19 protein-coding genes are annotated in these 19672 nt (G+C 58.6%); 9 read left to right on the top strand and 10 right to left on the bottom strand.

What is annotated here, in order from left to right:
* The first annotated feature begins 45 nt into the window (after positions 1–45).
* Positions 46–2355 carry a xanthine dehydrogenase family protein molybdopterin-binding subunit gene (locus ABFT80_RS27295; protein WP_347975095.1) on the top strand — a complete coding sequence of 770 codons (2310 nt, stop codon included), beginning with the start codon at positions 46–48 and terminating at the stop codon, positions 2353–2355.
* Positions 2352–3296 (top strand): DMT family transporter, encoded by a 945-nt coding sequence (locus ABFT80_RS27290; protein WP_347975094.1) that lies wholly within the window; start codon positions 2352–2354, stop codon positions 3294–3296. Before ABFT80_RS27295 ends, ABFT80_RS27290 begins: the two co-directional genes overlap by 4 nt.
* Here ABFT80_RS27290 and ABFT80_RS27285 read toward each other — a convergent pair.
* Positions 3290–4105: a helix-turn-helix domain-containing protein gene (locus ABFT80_RS27285; RefSeq protein WP_347975093.1), complete on the bottom strand. Its 816-nt coding sequence runs from the start codon at positions 4103–4105 to the stop codon at positions 3290–3292. The two genes, ABFT80_RS27290 and ABFT80_RS27285, sit on opposite strands and share 7 nt — an antisense overlap.
* Positions 4106–4211: 106 nt before the next feature.
* Between ABFT80_RS27285 and ABFT80_RS27280 the strand changes: the two genes are divergently transcribed.
* Positions 4212–4619, top strand: coding sequence for a hypothetical protein (locus ABFT80_RS27280; RefSeq protein ID WP_347975092.1), 408 nt, complete (start codon positions 4212–4214; stop codon positions 4617–4619).
* Between the two features lie 10 nt (positions 4620–4629).
* Here the strand turns inward: ABFT80_RS27280 and ABFT80_RS27275 are convergent, their stop codons facing one another.
* A complete protein-coding gene (locus ABFT80_RS27275; protein WP_347975091.1) occupies positions 4630–5472 on the bottom strand; it encodes a uracil-DNA glycosylase in 843 nt (280 codons plus the stop codon).
* Between the two features lie 37 nt (positions 5473–5509).
* Positions 5510–6169 (bottom strand): hypothetical protein, encoded by a 660-nt coding sequence (locus ABFT80_RS27270; protein ID WP_347975090.1) that lies wholly within the window; start codon positions 6167–6169, stop codon positions 5510–5512.
* Between the two features lie 242 nt (positions 6170–6411).
* On the opposite strand from ABFT80_RS27270, the gene ABFT80_RS27265 reads away from it, so the two are divergent.
* Together ABFT80_RS27265 and ABFT80_RS27260 are read left to right on the top strand one after the other, a co-directional pair.
* Positions 6412–8088: an electron transfer flavoprotein-ubiquinone oxidoreductase gene (locus ABFT80_RS27265; protein ID WP_347975089.1), complete on the top strand. Its 1677-nt coding sequence runs from the start codon at positions 6412–6414 to the stop codon at positions 8086–8088.
* 121 nt (positions 8089–8209) lie between these two features.
* Positions 8210–8800 carry a DUF922 domain-containing protein gene (locus tag ABFT80_RS27260; RefSeq protein WP_347975088.1) on the top strand — a complete coding sequence of 197 codons (591 nt, stop codon included), beginning with the start codon at positions 8210–8212 and terminating at the stop codon, positions 8798–8800.
* Positions 8801–9029: 229 nt separating this feature from the next.
* Here the strand turns inward: ABFT80_RS27260 and ABFT80_RS27255 are convergent, their stop codons facing one another.
* From ABFT80_RS27255 to ABFT80_RS27245, 3 genes are all read right to left on the bottom strand, one after another.
* Positions 9030–10073, bottom strand: a complete 1044-nt coding sequence (locus ABFT80_RS27255) for an endonuclease/exonuclease/phosphatase family protein (RefSeq protein WP_347975087.1) — start codon at positions 10071–10073, stop codon at positions 9030–9032.
* A 64-nt stretch (positions 10074–10137) separates the two neighbouring features.
* Complete coding sequence (locus ABFT80_RS27250) at positions 10138–11640, bottom strand: AMP nucleosidase (RefSeq protein WP_347975086.1); 1503 nt, start codon at positions 11638–11640, stop codon at positions 10138–10140.
* A 66-nt stretch (positions 11641–11706) separates the two neighbouring features.
* Positions 11707–11901, bottom strand: coding sequence for a hypothetical protein (locus tag ABFT80_RS27245; RefSeq protein WP_347975085.1), 195 nt, complete (start codon positions 11899–11901; stop codon positions 11707–11709).
* Positions 11902–12072: 171 nt separating this feature from the next.
* On the opposite strand from ABFT80_RS27245, the gene ABFT80_RS27240 reads away from it, so the two are divergent.
* Positions 12073–12774 (top strand): glutathione S-transferase family protein, encoded by a 702-nt coding sequence (locus ABFT80_RS27240; RefSeq protein WP_347975084.1) that lies wholly within the window; start codon positions 12073–12075, stop codon positions 12772–12774.
* 244 nt (positions 12775–13018) lie between these two features.
* Here ABFT80_RS27240 and ABFT80_RS27235 read toward each other — a convergent pair whose 3' ends face one another.
* Entirely contained in the window at positions 13019–13360 is a 342-nt protein-coding gene (locus ABFT80_RS27235) for a DUF2147 domain-containing protein (RefSeq protein ID WP_347975083.1), read from the bottom strand.
* 417 nt (positions 13361–13777) lie between these two features.
* Between ABFT80_RS27235 and ABFT80_RS27230 the strand changes: the two genes are divergently transcribed.
* The 3 genes from ABFT80_RS27230 (at position 13778) to ABFT80_RS27220 (ending at position 16236) form a co-directional block, all read left to right on the top strand.
* Entirely contained in the window at positions 13778–14044 is a 267-nt protein-coding gene (locus ABFT80_RS27230; protein ID WP_347975082.1) for an SEL1-like repeat protein, read from the top strand.
* A gap of 377 nt (positions 14045–14421) precedes the next feature.
* Positions 14422–15528, top strand: coding sequence for an ABC transporter substrate-binding protein (locus tag ABFT80_RS27225; protein ID WP_347975081.1), 1107 nt, complete (start codon positions 14422–14424; stop codon positions 15526–15528).
* 429 nt (positions 15529–15957) lie between these two features.
* Positions 15958–16236, top strand: a complete 279-nt coding sequence (locus ABFT80_RS27220) for a hypothetical protein (RefSeq protein WP_347975080.1) — start codon at positions 15958–15960, stop codon at positions 16234–16236.
* A 10-nt stretch (positions 16237–16246) separates the two neighbouring features.
* On the opposite strand, the gene ABFT80_RS27215 is transcribed toward ABFT80_RS27220, so the two are convergent.
* The 3 genes from ABFT80_RS27215 to ABFT80_RS27205 form a co-directional block, all read right to left on the bottom strand.
* A complete protein-coding gene (locus tag ABFT80_RS27215) occupies positions 16247–18205 on the bottom strand; it encodes an acetyl/propionyl/methylcrotonyl-CoA carboxylase subunit alpha (RefSeq protein WP_347975079.1) in 1959 nt (652 codons plus the stop codon).
* Between the two features lie 51 nt (positions 18206–18256).
* Positions 18257–19024: a VOC family protein gene (locus tag ABFT80_RS27210; RefSeq protein ID WP_347975078.1), complete on the bottom strand. Its 768-nt coding sequence runs from the start codon at positions 19022–19024 to the stop codon at positions 18257–18259.
* Between the two features lie 74 nt (positions 19025–19098).
* Entirely contained in the window at positions 19099–19629 is a 531-nt protein-coding gene (locus ABFT80_RS27205; RefSeq protein ID WP_347975077.1) for a P-loop NTPase family protein, read from the bottom strand.
* Positions 19630–19672 lie beyond the last annotated feature (43 nt).

Here is a 19672-nt window from a genome sequence, read left to right as displayed (position 1 = left end):
CCAGATTTCCCAATGTTCAAATCCTGACAGCAGGGACAGCCAATCATGACAATTGCCACTCCCAAATTTGGAATGGGCGCTTCTGTTTTGCGCCTCGAAGATCAGGCCTTCATCAAGGGCGAGGGGCGCTATACCGACGACATCGCGCCCGAAGGTGTCCTGCATGGCTATGTGCTGCGCTCGCCCGTTGCGAAGGCAAGTTTCAAGATCGGTTCGACGGAAGACGCGAAATCCGCGCCCGGCGTGCGCCTCGTCCTGACCGGCAGCGACCTTGCGCATCTCAATCCGCTGAAGTCCGGCGCGATGCAGAAACAGCCGGATGGTTCGCGCGCGCCTACCCGCGATATTCCTATCCTCTGCACCGACCGGGTGAACTATGTCGGCGATGCCGTTGCCTTCATCGTTGCCGAAAGCCGTGCGCAGGCGCAGGACGCCTCCGATCTGATCGAGATCGATTACGATCAGGAAGACGCGATAGGGCAGACCTCCGAGGCACTGGCCTCCGATGCGCCGCTTGTCTGGCCCGATCTCGGTTCCAACCGGGCATTCACCTATCAGATAGGCGACCCGTCGAAGACCGATGCGGCTTTCGCGAAGGCCGCGAAAATCACCCGCATCGAGTTTTTGAACAATCGTCTCGTTTGTAACTATATGGAACCGCGCGCGGCAATCGGCGAATGGAGTGCCAAGGAGGATCGTTTCACCCTGACGACCGGCTCGCAGGGCGTGCACTCCATGCGCAAGATCATTGCCGAGCAGGTGTTCGGCATCGAGCAGAAAAAGCTGCGCGTCGTGACGCCCGATGTCGGCGGCGGTTTCGGCCCGAAGACCTTCGTCTACCGGGAGCATCCGCTGGTGCTGGAGGCCGCGAAGCGGCTGGGTGTGCCGGTGAAATGGACCGGCGACCGGACCGAGCATTTCCTGACCGACGCGCAAGGGCGCGACAATGTCGTGACCGCTGAAATGGCGATGGACGAAGAGGGGCATTTCCTCGGTCTGCGCGTCAGGCTGACGGCAAATCTCGGCGCTTATATCTCGCAATACGGCCCGTTCATTCCCTATGTCGGGTCCAGCATGTCGACCGGCGTCTATGACATTTCGAACCTGGATGTGCTGATTACCGGCGTCTACACGAATACCTGCCCGATAGACGCCTATCGCGGTGCGGGACGCCCGGAAGCGGCGTTTCTGACCGAGAAACTTGTCGATGCATGCGCCCGCGAGATGAATATCGGGCCGGATGAAATCCGCCGCCGCAACTTCATCAAGCCGGAAAATTTCCCCTATCTGACGCAAACGGGCAGGCTTTACGATGTCGGTGAGTTCGAAGGCCACCTGTCGCAGGCAATGGAAAACGCCTCCTGGTCGGATTTCGCCAGCCGTTATGCTGAGTCCGAAAAGAACGGAAAGATCAGAGGCATCGGCATATCGACCTATATCGAGGCATGCGCCTTTGCAGGTTCCGAACCGGCCCATGTAGAACTGAATGGCGATGGCACGGTCACGCTGTTCATCGGCACGCAATCGAATGGCCAGGGCCATGCGACCGCCTATGCGCAGCTCGTTGCCGAAAAGCTGAACATGGAAGTCGCCTCTATCAAGATGCATCAGGGCGACACCGACAGACTGGATTCCGGCGGCGGAACGGGCGGATCGCGGTCGATCCCGCTGGGCGGCGTTTCTGCGGCGCGCGCTGGCGAAGCGCTGGCTGAAAAGATCAAGAAGCTCGCCTCGAAAGAGCTGGAAGCCTCGACCGGCGACATCGAACTGGAAAGCGGCGAAGCCCGCATCGTCGGCACCGACCGTTCCATCAGCTTCGCGGACCTCGCCAAGAAAGCCTCGGCCCCGGATGACCTCAAGGCATCTGCCGAATTCGTGCAGGACGAGGCGACCTATCCGAACGGCACACATATCTGCGAAGTCGAAATCGACCCGCAGACCGGCAATGCAGAGATAACCGCCTACACGATCGTCGATGATTTCGGCGTGACCGTTAATCCGATCCTGCTGGCCGGACAGGTTCATGGCGGCGTGGTGCAGGGGGTCGGGCAGGCGCTGACGGAAGATACGGTCTATTCGGATGACGGGCAGCTTCTGACCGCGAGTTTCATGGATTATGCAATCCCGCGCGCCGACATTATTCCGATGATAAATTTCGAAACACGCAACGTGCCATCGACCACGAATGCACTTGGCATGAAGGGTGCGGGCGAGGCAGGAACCGTCGGTTCGACGCCTGCGGTCATGAACGCAGTTACCGATGCGCTCTATCGCGCCTACGGAATTTCGCATATCGAGATGCCTGCAACACCCTTGCGGATTTGGTCCGCGATACAGGACGCATCTCTAAAGTGAATCCAGCCAGTCCCGTCATACCCAATTCGCTTACCGGAATTACGCTCAAGATTCTCTCCGTCACGTCCTTTGTCGTCATGTCCAGCCTGATAAAAAGCGCTGGCGAACTGCCGCTCGGGCAGATCGTATTCTTTCGCTCGTTCTTCGCACTTTTCCCGATCCTGCTGGTCTATGCCTACAGAAAGCAGCTCACGGGCATCTGGAAAACCAGCAATCCGGTCGGCCACGTTATGCGCGGGCTGGTCGGCATTTGTGCGATGGGCCTGACATTCTTCGCGCTGACGCGGCTGCCCTTGCCCGAAGCGATCACGCTGAATTACGCGCAGCCGCTGCTGGTGGTCATTTTCAGCGCGCTCATTCTTCGCGAGACGATCCGTATCCATCGCTGGAGCGCGGTCGTCGTTGGGCTGATCGGCGTTTTCATCATCTCGATCCCGAAATTCACGCTGCTGGAAACGGGTGCCGGTATGGGCTCTCAGGAACTGCTTGGCGTCTTTGCAGCACTCGGCGGCGCGGCTGCATCGGCAATCGCGATGATCCTTGTGCGCAAGCTCGTTCACACGGAAAAAACGGCAACCATCGTTATCTGGTTTTCGATTACCGGCAGCGTGGCGGCTCTGCTGACCATCCCCTTCGGCTGGAGCATGATGAGCACCCAGCAATGGGTCTTGATGATAAGCTCCGGCATATTCGGCGGCATTGCCCAGCTTTTCCTGACCGAAGCCTATCGCCATGCCGAAGCCTCGACCGTCGCACCCTTCGAATACACGTCGATGATACTGGCAATCGCGTCGGGCTATTTCCTGTTTGGCGACGTCCCGACCATCCATATGCTCGTCGGCGGTGCCATCGTGGTGGGCGCAGGGCTCTTCATCATCTGGCGCGAGCGCCAGCTCGGCATCGAGCGCCGCGAGGCGAGAAAAGCCTCAAGTCCTCAGTAGAGCGCGCTTTCGCGCTGCGCCGCAAGCTTCTGCAGATAAAGGCCGGTATCCCGGTCCGCCGGGAAAAACGACTCGATCGCCAGTTCCGAAAGCGTCACGTCGAGCGGCGTTCCGAAGATGGTGATGGTGCTGATGAACGACAGGATCGTGTCGTCCATACGCAGCAGCAGCGGAACAGCGACCGATGCATGCGGATCGTAGGGTTTCGAAGACCCGCGGCCCGGATAGGAGGAAAGCTCCTTTTCCAGTTCGATCAGACCGGCATCCGCCGAGGCGTCGATCTGCATTTTGAGGCGCTCGATCAGATGCGTGCGCCATTCGCTCAAATTGACGATGCGCGGCGCAATACCTTTGGGGTGCAGCGCAAGCCTGAGCACATTTACCGGCGATTCCAGAAGTGCAGGATCAGAAACGCCTTCCAGAAAAGGCGCAATCGCATTGTTCGACGCCACCATGTTCCATTGCCGATCGACCGCGATTGCCGGATAGGGTTCATGGCCGTTCAGCACTGCCTGCACCGCGCTCATGGCGGGCTTCATGGAAGGGTGATCGAGCCCGCGTTCCTCATAGCTTGGCGCGAAACCGGCGGCGAGCAACAGGCGGTTGCGCTGGCGCAGCGGCACCGACATGTGCTCGGCGAGCTTCAGCACCATGTCACGAGAAGGCCTGGATCGCCCGCTTTCGACGAAGCTCAGATGACGTTGTGAAATCTCGGCGTCCAGCGCCAGATCGAGTTGGCTCATGCGGCGGCGCTGACGCCATTCCTTGAGCAAATCTCCAAACGGGTTTTCTTGCAATGAAGTAGCCATGCGAGATTTCTAAAACGAAAATGTATCACAGACCATTACCCGCGAGGTAATCGCGCAATGCCGGTGCGCCTGCCATCCTTCGTTCATCAACAACGGAGAAACCGACATGACCATCCAGAACACACCCTTCCTGCGCAACACACTTATAGCCGATGCAGGCGTCGGACTGGCCGCCGCTGCCTTGACGATCTTTGGCGCAAGCTTTCTGTCGCCGCTGCTCAACCTGCCGCAAGGTCTGATCTTCTGGGCAGGCGTGGCGCTCCTGCCTGTGGCGGCATTGCTGATAGCAGCGGCCCGGCGCAGCGAAATCCCGCGTTTTTGGCTGCGCGAGATCGTCTTCATCAATGTTGCATGGGTGATTGCGAGCTTCGGCATATTGATCGCCGGTCTGGTGCAGCCGAATGCGCTGGGCATCGCTTTCATCGTCGCGCAGGCGCTGGCGGTTGGGCTGTTTGCGGAACTGCAATATATCGCTTTGCGTCGCTCTCGCGTCGCGGATTTGCAGAGCGCATAAAACAGGGTGATTACCCTGTTTCGCGAAGCCTGACCTTCACTTCCACGAAATCCCGCCATGCAAGTTTCTTGTGGGCGGGATTTCTCAATAGATAGGCGGGGTGCAGCGTCGGCATGACCGGGATAATCGTTCCGGCCGCTGTCGTATGCGAACGCCAGTTTCCGCGCAGCCTCAATATGCCCTCGGTCGTATTGGTAATGAGCTTGGCGGATGGCCCGCCAAGACTGACCAGCACACGCGGATTGACGAGTTCTATCTGCCGCTCGACGAAAGGCCGGCAAATCTCCGTCTCATGCGGCGTCGGCGTGCGGTTTCCCGGTGGCCTCCACGGAATGACATTGGCGATATAGGCGGATGTCCGGTCGAGGCCGATCGCGGCCAGCATACGGTCGAGCAATTGGCCGGAGCGTCCGACGAAGGGCAGGCCCTCAATGTCCTCGTCCCGGCCCGGAGCTTCTCCGACGAGCATGATCGCGGCTTCAGGGTTTCCATCACTGAAAACCGTATTTTTCGCCGTGAATTTCAAATTGCAGCCTTCGAACGCCGCCACATGCTCGCGCAATTCCTCAAGCGTGTTGGCGGATGCGGCAAGCTGGCGGGCAAGGGCCGCCTGCGCCTCGTCCGGCACGGCGGCAGTCGGACGGGGGCGCATCGGCTCTGGCTGCGCCGCCGCCAATGACTGGCGCGGTTGCTGCTGGGCGGGCGCTGCCTGTGGTGCGGGTTCTGCCGGTTTCTTCGGCTGGTTGAAGCGGTTGACGCCCTCTTCCTCGATCGCATCATCGACGCCCGCTTCCGCATAGAATGCGAGCAGGTCTGCCATGGTCGGCGTGTTGTCTCTTGAAGCGGGGGTCATGATTTTACAATCGTCGCTACGCCTCGCGATTGCAAGGTCAACTGGACGGGATGCGCGGGTCCTGAACAATGTAAAACTGACGGTTCGGCGTAAAATCCGTAATCAGGAAGCTGAAACCGGCGCTTTCGCCCGGATCGACCTTGCCGTTGCGGTAAAGTAGCCTGTCATACGGCTCGAAATCGCGGCTGAACTCCGCAAAGCTATCCGCCGAACTCGTTTTCGAATCCGTGCTGCGCTGGTCGAATGATAGCCCGTCGCCAAACAGGCTGGGCACGCCGAGTATTTCCTGCAATTCGAATTCGAACTCCATCCAGGGCTGGCCGCTGCCATTGATGGTGACGATGCGCATATAGATCATGCCATTGGCATAAAGCCCGCTATTGTCGAAGGCGCGTACCGGCCTGATCGCCCTGATCACAAGCGTAATGGGGCTGGAAGACGCGAATTCCTCCACGATGATGACCGGATCGTTTTTTCTGCCTGTGCCGGAGACCGAGCGGATCGTGAAGCCGCCAAGCTCGTCCGAAAAGGAATAGGCACCGGCGATCCAGAGCGACGGCACCTGTTCCTCGTCCTGAGCGCGCGAAAAGGCGGTGAAGCCAAGGAGCAGTAAAAGCCCTGCTGCGATTGCGGCAAAGCGCTGCCATCGGCTGCCGTTCCGCGAAAAGCAAAACCTCGATGGCGCTGTCTTGCGCATGAAACAAAGTATGGATGAGAAACGCGTTCAGGAAAATAGGACCAAAATCGGAACCATTGTTTTACGAATACGTAAACGTAAGATAGTGTGTTGCCTGTCGTTCAGCGGCTAAGCAATGGTAAGCTTCGAGAATTATCGCTCGCGCGACAAATCGAAGTGTTTCCAGTCGTGAAACGATGCGTTATCAAACGCGCCAAGCCAGCAAGGTGTCAGATAGTGGCCAAGCCAGTGCGGAGGGATTTATGAGCGAAGTCGAACGCGAAAGCATGGAATTCGACGTGGTAATCGTCGGGGCAGGGCCTGCCGGTCTTGCTGCCGCAATCCGGTTGAAACAGGTCAACCCGGAGCTTTCGGTCGTCGTGCTCGAAAAGGGCGGCGAGGTCGGTGCGCATATACTGTCCGGTGCCGTGGTCGATCCGATCGGCATCGACAAGCTGCTGCCCGAATGGCGCAGCGAAGAAGGCCACCCTTTCAAGACGCCGGTAACGGACGATCACTTCCTGCTGCTCGGTCCTGCTGGGTCCGTGCGCCTCCCCAATTTCCTGATGCCGCCGCTGATGAGCAATCACGGCAATTACATCGTCTCGCTCGGCAATGTCTGCCGCTGGCTGGCAGGCCACGCCGAAGCGCTGGGCGTCGAGATTTATCCGGGCTTCGCCGCCGCCGATCTGGTCTATAATGACGAAGGCGCGGTAACCGGCGTCATTACCGGCGACATGGGCGTCGAGCGCGACGGCTCGCACGGCCCGAACTTTGCGCCCGGCATGGCGCTGATGGGCAAATATGTGCTGATCGGCGAAGGCGTGCGCGGCTCGCTGGCCAAGCAGCTTATTGCCAAATACAGCCTCGACGCGGACAGCCAGCCCGGCAAATACGGCATCGGCCTCAAGGAACTCTGGCAGGTAAAGCCGGAAAACCACAAGCCCGGCCTCGTTCAGCACTCGTTCGGCTGGCCGCTGGGTATGAAGACGGGCGGCGGCTCGTTCCTCTACCATCTCGAAGACAATATGGTCGCGGTCGGCTTCGTGGTTCATCTGAACTACAAGAATCCGTATCTCGCGCCATTCGAGGAATTTCAGCGCTTCAAGACGCATCCGGCCATCCGCGGCACATTCGAAGGCGCCAAGCGTCTTTCGTACGGCGCGCGTGCGATTACCGAGGGCGGCTATCAGTCGGTGCCGAAGACTTCGTTCCCCGGTGGCGTCCTCATGGGCTGCTCGGCGGGCTTCGTGAACGTGCCGCGCATCAAGGGTTCGCACAATGCGGTTCTTTCCGGCATGCTCGCAGCCGAACATGTTGCGGATGCGATTGCAGCCGGTCGCAACAATGACGAACTGAAATCCTACGACGACGCATGGCGCGCCTCCGAGATAGGCAAGGATCTCAAGAAGGTGCGCAATGTGAAGCCGCTATGGTCACGCTTCGGCCTGACCGGCGTTGGCATTGGCGGGTTGGACATGTGGCTGAACACGCTGTTCGGCTGGTCGCCTTTCGGCACGATGAAGCACGGCAAGACCGATGCGCAGTCGCTCGAGCCCGCATCGATGCACAAGAAGATCGCCTATCCGAAGCCGGACGGTGTTCTGACCTTCGACCGTCTGTCATCCGTTTTCCTGTCCTCGACCAACCATGAGGAGGACCAGCCGGTCCATCTTCAGGTGAAGGACATGGAATTGCAGAAGCGTTCCGAGCATGATGTGTTTGCCGGTCCGTCGACCCGCTATTGCCCGGCTGGCGTCTATGAGTGGGTGGATGCCGATGGCAATGCGGCTGCCGACCCTGAGGCGAAGGATGTTCGCTTCGTTATCAACGCGCAGAACTGCGTGCACTGCAAGACTTGCGACATCAAAGACCCCAACCAGAACATCAACTGGGTGCCGCCGCAGGGTGGAGAGGGTCCAGTCTACACAAATATGTAAGGTTTTCTGCAACCTTCGGATGCTGCGTTTGTAATTTTCACTGTGTCTTTTGACACAACCTCTTCGCAGTTGAAATGATACTGTCAGTGTGCTCTGTTTTGATCTTCGCGAGGGTCTCGGAATGCGTGCACTGGCAGTCGCATCTGTAGCATTGACGTGCGGGCTGGCATCGCCAGCTTCGGCAGGGCCGAAGGTTTCGGTCAAAATCGAGACTTACCGAATACAGGGCAAGACCGGCAGGCTCCTTATGGATGCCATGGACAGCCGAGGCCCGAAACATGGATTTCTGACCCGCGCAATCGCGCAAACCCGCTACAAGGTGAGCTGGGACATCGACTGGGTCGAGAAGGACGGACGCTGCAGCGCATCGCGCGCAAATGCCGGTCTGGCTTTGACCTACAGATACCCGGAAGTCGAGGGTCCGGTATCTCCCGAACTCAAATCCCGCTGGAAACGATTCTTCGCAGGCGTGCGCAAGCATGAAGAGATTCACGGGAAAATCGCGACCGAAATGGTGATTGTCGCGCAGAAAAGCGTAAGGGCGGTCCAGACCACCGGCGATCCGCAATGCAGTAAGGCAAAACGCGAGGCCAAGGGCCGGGTCGCGACGATCTACAAGGAATATGAGGCACGGCAGAACAAGTTCGATGCCGTCGAGCACCGCGATGGCGGCAAGGTCGAAGGGTTGGTTGCTGCGCTGACGAGACGCTAGGTCTTTCACTCTTAGATAGAAACGCTGGCGGGACAGCGCCCCCCTCTGTCCTGCCGGACATCTCCCCCACGGGTGGGGAGATTGGCTGTCCGTTTTTGCAGGAGCCAGATTTTGCAACGATCAAAATTGGCGAAATCATAGATGAAATCTAATCTCCCCACCTGTGGGGGAGATGTCCGGCAGGACAGAGGGGGGCGCCTCGTGATTTCGTCAAAACATCACAGCTAGTTCAGTTCGCCAACGACAATCTCTCTGCCTCGGCATGATCCGCAAGCACCGTCGTTTTCTCTTCGCTTGGCGGTGGGGGTGGTGCGGGCAGCGAAAATTCGACAAGTATCGGCAGATGGTCCGAACCTGCTTCATCCGACGTGTGGGCGGAGCGGATATTGACGCCGCCCTTGTGCAGAACCTGATCGATCGGCAGGCCCATAAAGCGTAGCGCCGTTGGCAGGCTGTGATGCAGCCATGTCGGGCCGATCGATGGCGTAATCGCCATATCGGTTGCCGCCGCCACGCGTCTCACCGAAGCGCTCCAGGGGGCTGCATTGAAATCCCCCGCCAGAATAGCGTCGCCCTCGATCGTCGAAAGCCGCTCTTCGATCAGGCCGATCTGGCGCGACTGTTCGAAGGGCCACGGCCAGCCGAGGTGAAGCGCGGTGATCGTGACCGGCCTGCCGCCGAAATCGACCGGCGCGATGGCCAGCGCGCCGCGATCGTGGCAGGCGGCCTCCTGTCCCTCGACCATCGGTCTGCGCGAAAGGATTGCCACGCCGAAAACCTTGTTCGGGCGCGGGCAGACGATGCCGTATGGATAGCTGGCTTTCAGTATTTCCAGCCTGTCCTGCCACATGGAGGAGACTTCGTTGAGCGTGATCACGTCCGGCTTGGTCCTGCCGATCAGCGATAGCACTTTTCCCGGTTCAGGATTGTCGAAGCGCAGATTGAGGTGAAGCAGCTTGTAAACGGGCTGGGCGGTGTCCGCTGGATTGGCGGCATGAACCTGAAGACCCGGAATGGAGATGAAATTTGCGACGGTCGAAAGGGCTGCAATCGCGAAGGCCAGTGCCGCAGCGCCTTCCCAGCGAAAACGGAACGCGAAAAGCAGGACCGCTACGAGCGCCAGAAGCACGCCGAGATGAACGCGAAAATGCGAGAAGGAATCGAAAGCCGGATGCAGCCGGCCCATAAATCCGAAAATAAGGGCGGCCGCGATCGCCATGCTCGCGCAAATCAGCCCAAGGCTGATCAGACTTTTCGTGCTTCTCGTCTTCATGCCGCTTCTATTCTCACAAAATGCGGCTCATTCAAGTCAATCAAGTGCTGGCAAGATCAAGGTACTACTGGAACGCCGTCTCCGTGAAACTGCGCAATTTTCTGGAATGCAGGCGCTCCATCGGCATTTCGGCCAGCTTTTCCATCGCCTTGATGCCGATGGTCAGATGCTGCGCGACTTGCCGCTTGTAGAACTCGGTCGCCATGCCCGGCAGTTTGAGTTCGCCATGCAGCGGCTTGTCGGAAACGCAAAGCAGCGTTCCGTAAGGCACGCGGAAGCGGAAGCCGTTCGCCGCGATGGTCGCCGATTCCATGTCGAGCGCGATGGCGCGCGATTGCGACAGGCGCTGCACCGGGCCGCGCTGGTCGCGTAATTCCCAATTGCGGTTGTCGATGGTGGCGACCGTGCCGGTGCGCATGATGCGCTTCAGATCGTAGCCGGTCAGCCCGGTCACTTCCGCAACGGCCTCCTGCAAGGCCACCTGAATTTCAGCCAGCGGCGGGATCGGCACCCAGACCGGCAGATCGTCGTCCAGCACATGGTCCTCGCGCACATAGGCGTGGGCCAGAACGTAATCGCCCAGCGCCTGCGTGTTGCGCAGGCCCGCGCAATGGCCGAGCATCAGCCAGGCATGCGGGCGCAGCACGGCGATATGGTCGGTAATCGTCTTCGCGTTGGAAGGCCCAACGCCGATATTGACCATGGTGATGCCGCCATGATTGCCCTTTTTCAGATGATAGGCAGGCATTTGCGGCAGGCGAGGCGGCGTTGCACCGGTGGTCGGCTTCGTCTCGCCAGCCTTCGTGCAGACATTTCCGGGCTCGACGAACTCGCTATAGCCTTCGCCACCATCGGCCATCAGCTTACGCGCATAAAGGCAGAATTCGTCGATATAGAACTGATAGTTCGTGAACAGCACGAAATTCTGGAAATGCTGGGGGCTGGTTGCGGTGTAGTGCGACAGCCGGTGCAGCGAGTAATCGATGCGCTGCGCGGTGAAAGGCGCCAGCGGGCGCGCTTCGCCCGGCGCGGATTCGAATGTGCCATTGGCGATGTGATCGTCGGTGCCATCGAGATCCGGCACATCGAACAGATCGCGTATCGGCCTGTTCAGGCGGTCGGCAATCGAACCGTCGACATGCGTGCCTTCGATAAAGGCGAAATGCACGGGGATCGGCGTGTGCGATTCCGACACCGTCACCGGTACGCCGTGATTGCGCATGATAAGGCCGAGTTGCTCGGTCAGATATTTCTGGAACAGATCCGGCCTTGTGATCGTGGTCGAGAAATGACCGGGCGTCGGCATGTGGCCGTAGGCCTGCCGCGAGTCGATCAGACTGTAGGAAGAAGTCGTGACTCCGACCTCAGGGTAGAATGCGCGGTATTTCTTGGAGATGTCGCCGCCCTTGCCAAGCGCGGAAAATGAATCGCGCAGGAAGGCGGTGTTGCGATCATACAGCTTCTGGAGAGCAGCGACGGCTTCCGCCGGATCATTGAAGCTTTGCGGCGCGATGCGCGCGGGTGATTCTATTTCGCCGATTGGTTGTGGGTAGATTCGATTTTCCATGTCCCCTTATAAAGAAGAGCCGCCCGGCTTGGGAGGGGGCCGGGCGACCAATTTTTTGGGCCAGTATCAGGCGCGCTGCAGGCTCATGAGAAGGACAAAGCCGACGCCCTGCTTTTTCAGGGAAGGCGCTTCGATTGTGACGGACTGGCCGGCCTGGATCGAGGTGATCGCTGCGAGCGGCGAGGCCATTACGGCCAGCATGACGAAGGCGCGCGACAGGATCCGAAGAAACTCGACTTTCTGTGAAAGAATGTTGCTCATCTCGAAATTCCTTGGCCGCTTCGGCATCTCTTTGCTCAGTGTCAAAGAGACTATGCCTTCCCGGCGCTGAACCACTTCTGATGCCGCCGTTCATATTCGGTTCAATTTCGAGAGCTTGCGTTTCGAAACGATCTGCTTATCTGCAATGAAGTTTCAACGCGGAGAATGCCGATGACGACCCAAACCAAGCCGATCGAACTCTATTACTGGCCGACGCCGAATGGCTGGAAAATATCGATCATGCTGGAGGAGCTCGGCGTTCCCTACGAGGTCAAATACGTCAATATCGGCAAGGGCGAGCAATTTGAGCCGTCATTTCTCAAAATCGCCCCGAACAACCGCATGCCTGCCATCATCGATCCCGAAGGCCCGGATGGTAAGCCGATTTCCGTCTTCGAGTCTGGCGCGATCCTGCAATATCTCGGCCGGAAATTCGGAAAATTCTATCCGTCGGACGAGCGCGCCCGCGTCGAAGCCGATCAATGGCTGTTCTGGCAGATGGGCGGACTTGGCCCGATGGCCGGGCAAGCGCACCATTTCCGCCAATATGCGCCGGAAAAGATCGCCTATGGCATCGATCGTTACACGAATGAGGTGAACCGCCTTTACGGCGTGATGAACCGGCGTCTGGCGGATCGCGAATTTCTGGCGGGCGAATATTCGATTGCCGATATGGCCTGCATCGGCTGGGTCAAGCCTTACAAGAACCAGGGGCAGGATCTGGAAGACTTTCCGAATTTGAAGCGCTGGTTCGAGACGATGCTGGCACGCCCGGCTGTCGCCAAGGGCATTTCAGTGGGTGAAGAGCATCGCAAGAACGTCGCCGACGACAAGGAAGCGCAGAAGGTTCTGTTCGGTCAGAAGGCGCGGTGAGCTTATCTGCGTTAAAACCCTGCATTTTTGAATAGAAGCGCTGGCGGGACAACACCCCCCTCTGTCCTGCCGGACATCTCCCCCTCAAGGGTGGAGATTACCCTAATCACGAACCTGCGGCGCCAATTGCTGGCGTTGCAGAATGAAAGCAGAAAGTCACATCGGCTAATCTCCCCCCTTGAGGGGGAGATGCCCGGCAGGGCAGAGGGGGGTGCCTCGTGCCTCTATCTAAACAGGAGCAGCCCTAAAGCTTCGACCAGACCTGCGTCTTGCAGAAGATCTTGAGCGCGCAGCCGGTCATGTTGAGTTTCGAGCCGGAAAGCGATGCCGAGCCTGAATAGGTCTTGTCGTCGGCCGGATCGGTGATCGAGCCGGAATATTTTCCGCTGCCCGAAGCATTCATCTTGCCGATGCTCTTGCCGGAAAACTTGCCGGATTTGAGCGTGATGCAGTAAGCACCACCGCAATTGGCGATGGCTGCCGTCTCGCCGCTCTGCGTTTTCCAATTGCCTTCGATCGGATCGGCATAGGCCGCGCCTGATATAAGGAATGCCGCCGCTGCGGCCATAACCACTCGTTTGAACATTCTTGCCTCCTCCTCTGAGCGCAAATGTCTGCCGTATCGGCACCTTACGCAAACGTAAGCTAGTCGAAACATGGAAGACTGGAAAGCGGGTGCCGCAAGGGAAGGTTGCACGAATTTTGGCGCCGCAACGCCCATGTTTTAACGAGGATGTTTTTAGCTGACGATTCCTGTGGTTAGCGAAGTCTTGCAAAAGCCATTTCATATTTTCAGAAAATTTGAGGCAAATCCCGAAGATTCCGCGATTTCTATCCTTAACGAAGTCCTTGATTTACTTCTTGTTTGGACTTTGTTTGTTCCAAATTAAGCACGCCATTTAACGGCGGATTCAAGCCTCGCTGGCATTCTCGAAAGCATCGGAAGAGCAAGCCCTGGGGACAAAAAAGGGGCGCTCTCGGATCAGTGACAGGGAGCTTGAAAATGGCACGTTTTGAAATGCTTGATGCCGGAAACGGCGCAGTCGGAACTAGCGCCCAGGCGGACATTCTGTTCGAACTCGGCCTTATGTATGCAACAGGCCGCGATTGCGAAACCGATCTGGTGAGCGCGCATAAATGGCTGAACATCGCCGCAATCAGGGGCTCGGCCCGCGCAGCCGAATTGCGCTCCGAACTGACGGCGTCGATGAGCAAGATCGAACTGGCGCGCGCCCTTCGCGAAGCCCGCGAATGGATGACCACCCACTAAGAGCGATTTGTTCCAGAGTGCACAATAAGGCCCATGCTCCAACATAGGGCCGCACCGGAACGCGACGGACTGCAAACCATAAGCCGCACAAGACGGCAGGTTTCAAGAACAGAACGCGGCAGCCATGAGGCGAGCCAGCCGCGCGCGAAGAGAGTTTAAGAAGGGACGGCGGGGCGGAAGATGCAGGACACGGGCATCTCCGCTCCAGGATAAGGAATTGCGGGAACAGGGCTGCGACCGGCTGAGACAAAGCCGGCGCGGCCTTTTTCGTTTCCGTGGCCCTAGAAATCTTTATTCTGGCCCGTGGCAGGCGCATTCAGGCTGCTGTATCAGTGTCGCTTTCGGCCGCAATCATAAGGCCGTGGAGGGAATAGGAAATGATCAGGAAAACACTTCTGGGCGCGGCAATCGCCGGCCTCATGCTGTCTGCGCATGCACGCGCCGAAGACATCACAATCGCCGTGGTCGGCCCGATGACCGGCCAGTTGGCCAATATCGGCGACCAGTTCCGTCAGGGTGCGGAAGCGGCTGCCGCGGCCATCAACGAAAAGGGCGGCGTCATGGGCCGTCAGGTCAAGATCGCCATCGAAGACGATGTCTGCGATCCCAAGCAGGCCGTTTCGGTCGCAAACCGCATCGTCGCCAATGGCATCAAATTCGTCGATGGCCATGCCTGCTCCGGCTCCAGCATTCCCGCGGCGGACGTCTATGCCGAAAGCGCGGTGCTGATGATGACGCCAGCATCGTCAAACCCGGTTTTGACCGAAAAGGGCTTCCCGACCATCATGCGTCTCTACACGCGCGACGATGCGCAGGGCGCCTTCATCGGTCCGTGGATTGCCAAGAAATACGCGGGCAAGAATGTCGTCGTCCTGCATGACAAGAGCGCCTACGGTCAGGGCATTGCCGATGCCGTGCGCGCCACGATGAACGAGAATGGCCTCAAGGAAGTTCTTTATGAAGGCCTGAACGCTGGCGAGAAGGATTTTTCCGCGCTTGTGACCAAGCTAAAGGATTTGAAGGCCGATGTGGTCTATTTCGGTGGTTATCACCCCGAAGCTGGCCTGATGCTGCGCCAGTCTGCCGAACAGGATCTGAAGTTCCAGCTCATCATGCCCGACAGCATCGCGTCGCCGGAATTCTGGCAGATCGCTGGCCCGGCAGGCGAGGGCACGATGTTCGTGTTCCCGTCCGACCCGCAGGCAAAGCCGGAAGCCAAGGAAGCGGTCGAAAAGATCAAGGCTGGCGGCTTCGTGCCGGAAGGCTTCACGCTGTTCTCCTACGCGACCATCCAGGCTATCACGCAGGGCATCGAGCGCGCCGGTTCGGACGATCCGTCTGCCGTAGCCGAAGCATTGAAGAATGGCGAGCCGGTCGAAACCGTTGTCGGCTCGGTTACATTCGATGAAAAGGGCGACCTGAAAAACGCCAGCTACGATATCAACCAGTGGCACGACGGGAAGTATGCGCCGATCGCGCAGTAGGCTCGTTTCAAAGTTATAAACGTCGATGGCCGGGTAACTCCCGGCCATTTTCTGTTTGGGGTTGTGCGTGCTTCGACAGGCTCAGCATGAGGGAAATTGGCGCTTCGGTGCGTCCTTCGAGGCTCACTGCGTTCGCACCTCAGGATGAGGGAGGTGGGTTGTTAAAGCGATAATTTCAGAGGCTTAACCATCGAGTTATCGCTACCTCCCTCATCCTGAGGTGCGAACGCAGTGAGCCTCGAAGGACGCACGACTTGCTTCTAATCTGATACCAGATGTCCTCTGCGCGAAGTCAGGCAACGCCTCATAGGCTAGCTTCAAAACAATGCGCTGGATGCATTTTCTTACGCACTGCATTTTCGATTGAAAAAAATTCGGAATAAACGTTTTAATTGCAGTCGTTATTTTCCACGCGGAGAGGAATAAGCATTGGCACCAATGATTGGCAGTTTGCTCGGTATCATTGTCGGTGCGGCGTTGCTGGGAGCCCTGATCGCCTGGATCATCCGCAAGATCGTCAGTATATCGGTTGTCGTTTCCTATGCGATTGGGGTCACTCTATCGACGCTGATCTACATGGTGTTCGAAGGAAGTTTGAGCGCGCGACTAGGGTCGGTGCCAGCCACCGTTGCCGTCGGCATCGCTTGCGGTCTGGTGGCCTTCGGAATTCTCGTTTTGACCTCGCGTCGCGCAAGCAGGCTAAAATAGTAGACGTTTTTCACTCAACCTCTTCAAACCGCACCAACACCGTGCCATCGCTGACCTGCGACCCCTCACTGGCGATGTCTGCAATCACCCCGTCATGCGCAGCGGCAATCGTGTGCTCCATCTTCATCGCTTCGAGGATGAGCAGCGGCTGCCCTTTCTTTACAGTTTCACCAGCCATGGCGCGCACCAGCTTCACCAACCCCGGCATCGGCGCGCGCATGCTGCCAACGCCGCCTTCGGCATCCTGCGCTTCGTTCAGCGGATCGTGGACCCCGAACGTATACGCCTCACCATTCGCAAAAACCGTGATGTGACCCGGCCAGTTCGCGAAGCTCGAACTCTCATCCTTCAAAGATGCGAACGCAAACCGGCGTGGAGCGTCTTGCTCGCTGCCATCCAGCTCGACAATCGAACGCCCATCGTCGCGCGCCGAAATACGTGCCACGATTTCCTCGTCTCCGGCACGCAGTCGCGTCCGTCGCTCAATCGGGTTGAAATGCGCGTAGCCCGAAATCGCACCCCAAGGATCGTTCGCGGCCGGACGTTCCATGCCGGAAGAGGCAAGCGCGGCAAAAGCGATGATCTGCGCACCGGGCTTCGACACCTTCGTCAATTCGGTCTGATTGCGCCCGATCAAACCTGTATCGACATCGCCTGCCGCAAACTCTGCGTCCTGCGCAAGTGCCGTCAGAAAGCCGATATTCGTGACCGACCCTGCAATCTCCGTGGCCTTCAACGCGTTGACCAAAGCCTGCAACGCAGCAGCGCGGTCTGCGCCATGCACGACCAGTTTCGCAATCATCGGATCGTAGAAGGGCGAGATCGACGCGCCTTCGCGCACGCCCGTCTCGACCCGGATGCCCGGTTCATCGGGAAAGCGCAGATGGTGCAGCGTGCCGATTGCTGGCAGGAAATCGCGCGCAGGATCTTCGGCGTAGATGCGCGCCTCGAAAGCGTGGCCGTCCAGTGTAATTTCCGCCTGCGCCTTCGGCAGTTTCTCGCCCGCCGCGACCCGCAATTGCCATTCGACCAGATCGACGCCGGTGATCATTTCCGTCACCGGATGCTCGACCTGAAGGCGCGTATTCATTTCCATGAACCAGAAGCGGTTGGGCTTCAGCCCGTCCGAGGCATCGACGATGAATTCGATCGTGCCCGCGCCCGAATAGGATATCGCCTTCGCGGCCTTAACGGCGGCGTCGGTCATGGCCTTTCGCATCTCCGGTGTCATGCCGGGTGCGGGGGCTTCCTCGATTACCTTCTGGTGGCGTCTCTGTGCCGAGCAATCGCGTTCGAAAAGGTGGACGGCATTGCCGTGATTGTCGCCGAACACCTGAACTTCGATATGGCGTGGCTTGTCGACATATTTTTCGACCAGCACCCGGTCGTCGCCGAATGCGGCCTTCGCCTCGCGCCGTGCTCCGGACAAGGCTTCCGCGAAATCGTTGGGATCATCGACGCGACGCATGCCTTTGCCGCCGCCGCCTGCGCGCGCCTTGATAAGCACCGGATAGCCGATCTCGCGCGCCTTCGAGGCCAGAATGACGATCTCCTGCGCCTCGCCATGATAGCCCGGCACGACCGGAACGCCCGCCTTTTCCATCAGCCGCTTGGCCGCATCCTTCAGGCCCATCGCGCGGATCGAGGATGCCGAAGGGCCGATGAACACCAGTCCGGCGGCCTCCACCGCATCCACGAAATCCGGGTTCTCGGAGAGAAAACCGTAACCCGGATGGATCGCCTCAGCCCCCGTTTCCAACGCTGCAGCGATGATGCGATCGGCGCGCAGATAGCTTTCCGAAACGGGCGAGGGGCCGATATGCACGGCCTCATCCGCCATTTCCACATGCAAGGATTTCGCATCGGCGTCGGAATAGACCGCGACCGTGCGAATGCCCATCTTCCGCACCGTGCGAATGATCCGGCATGCGATTTCGCCACGATTGGCAATGAGAATTCGTGAAAACATGCTTTTTCCGAAAGTTGGAAAGGGCCGGTTGCGACCGGCCCTTGATTGAAATCAGCGGCGGGTGGCAGACAGCGCGAACATTGCGCCTTGCGGGTCCATGCATTGAATGATCCAGCTTCCGCCGGGCACTTCCATCGGGCCGTTCAACACCTGGCCGCCATTTTCGGTCACGCGCGCGGCTGCGGCGTCGATGGCCTCTACATTGAAATAATACAGCCACTTCGGCATAGGCACCTGCTCCGGCCTTGTCATCATGCCGATCTCCGGCTCGCCGCCAGTGGAAACGAGCTGGTAGGAGCCCATCGGTCCCATATCCATGGCCTCGCCTGCCGTCCAACCGAATTGGCTTGAATAGAAATCGAGCGCCTCTTTCAGATCACCAGCGTAAAGTTCACGCCAGCCGATATGCCCCACAGTGTCAGGCGCGACGGATGGCTGTTCCTCACCTTGCGGCGTCATGAGCAGGAAGGATGCGCCATGCGGATCGGCAACGACCGAAAACCGGCCGATTTCGGGAATGTCGCTCGGCTCGCGCAACACGGAACCGCCTGCCTTGCGGAGTTTTTCTGTCGCGGCATCTGTGTCGGACACATAAATATAGCCAACCCAGCAGGGTTTCGCGCCCACTGCCTTTGCTTCTTCGGGAGTTTCCATAAGGCCCGCGACGCCGTTTTCGCCAGCCTTCAATATTGTATAGCCGCCGCCGCCGCTCCAGGCTTCCGGCGTCCAGCCGACGACCTTCGTGTAGAACGCCTCGGCGGCGGCGGGGTCCGATGTCATGACTTCGTACCAGATGAACTTAGACGCAGATGCAGACATGTCTTCCTCCACGGGGTTTCAGGAACGATCCAGAGAATGCACTGGAAATATGACTTCTATTACGTTGGGGAAGGTCAAGCGGCCTCCACCTTTCGGGTCGATGCGTTCGGTTTGCTTAGGTTTTTCAGAAATGCTTCTACGTCGCCGCGATTTTTCAGATGAAAGACATCGAGATGCGGCGGCAGGGATTGCATGAGATCAAGCGCTCTGAGCCTGCCATTCTTCCCATAATTCGCGACGAATTTTAAGAACTCCCAATCGAAGCGCTCGGAGCAGCCGGGCGGCATGTCGGGGCGGGAGCGGCCATAGTGCTTTATAGTCCGCACCACCACGCGCCAAAGCCGCAGCGGGGTGGGAATGTCGAGAAAGATGAATGTATCGGCCCGCTCGATCCGCGCAGCCATCGAGGCAGAGTGATTGCCTTCAAAAACCCATTCCGGGCGTGCCGCCGCTTCCAGCGAAAGTGCCATGGTTTCCGCCGCCGGGCGCTGCACCCATCCGGGAGACCAATACATCGGATCGATGTGAATGACCGGCAGCCCGGTCTTGTCGCCAATCTCCCGCGCCAGAGTGGACTTGCCCGAGCCTGCACCGCCTATGATCATGATGCGTTTAATAGGGATACGGAGATGATTTGGGATCGGCCTC

Source organism: Foliimonas ilicis, assembly GCF_039939195.1.
Lineage (GTDB): Bacteria > Pseudomonadota > Alphaproteobacteria > Rhizobiales > Rhizobiaceae > Foliimonas > Foliimonas ilicis.
This window is presented reverse-complemented; position numbering and strand designations above follow the sequence as displayed.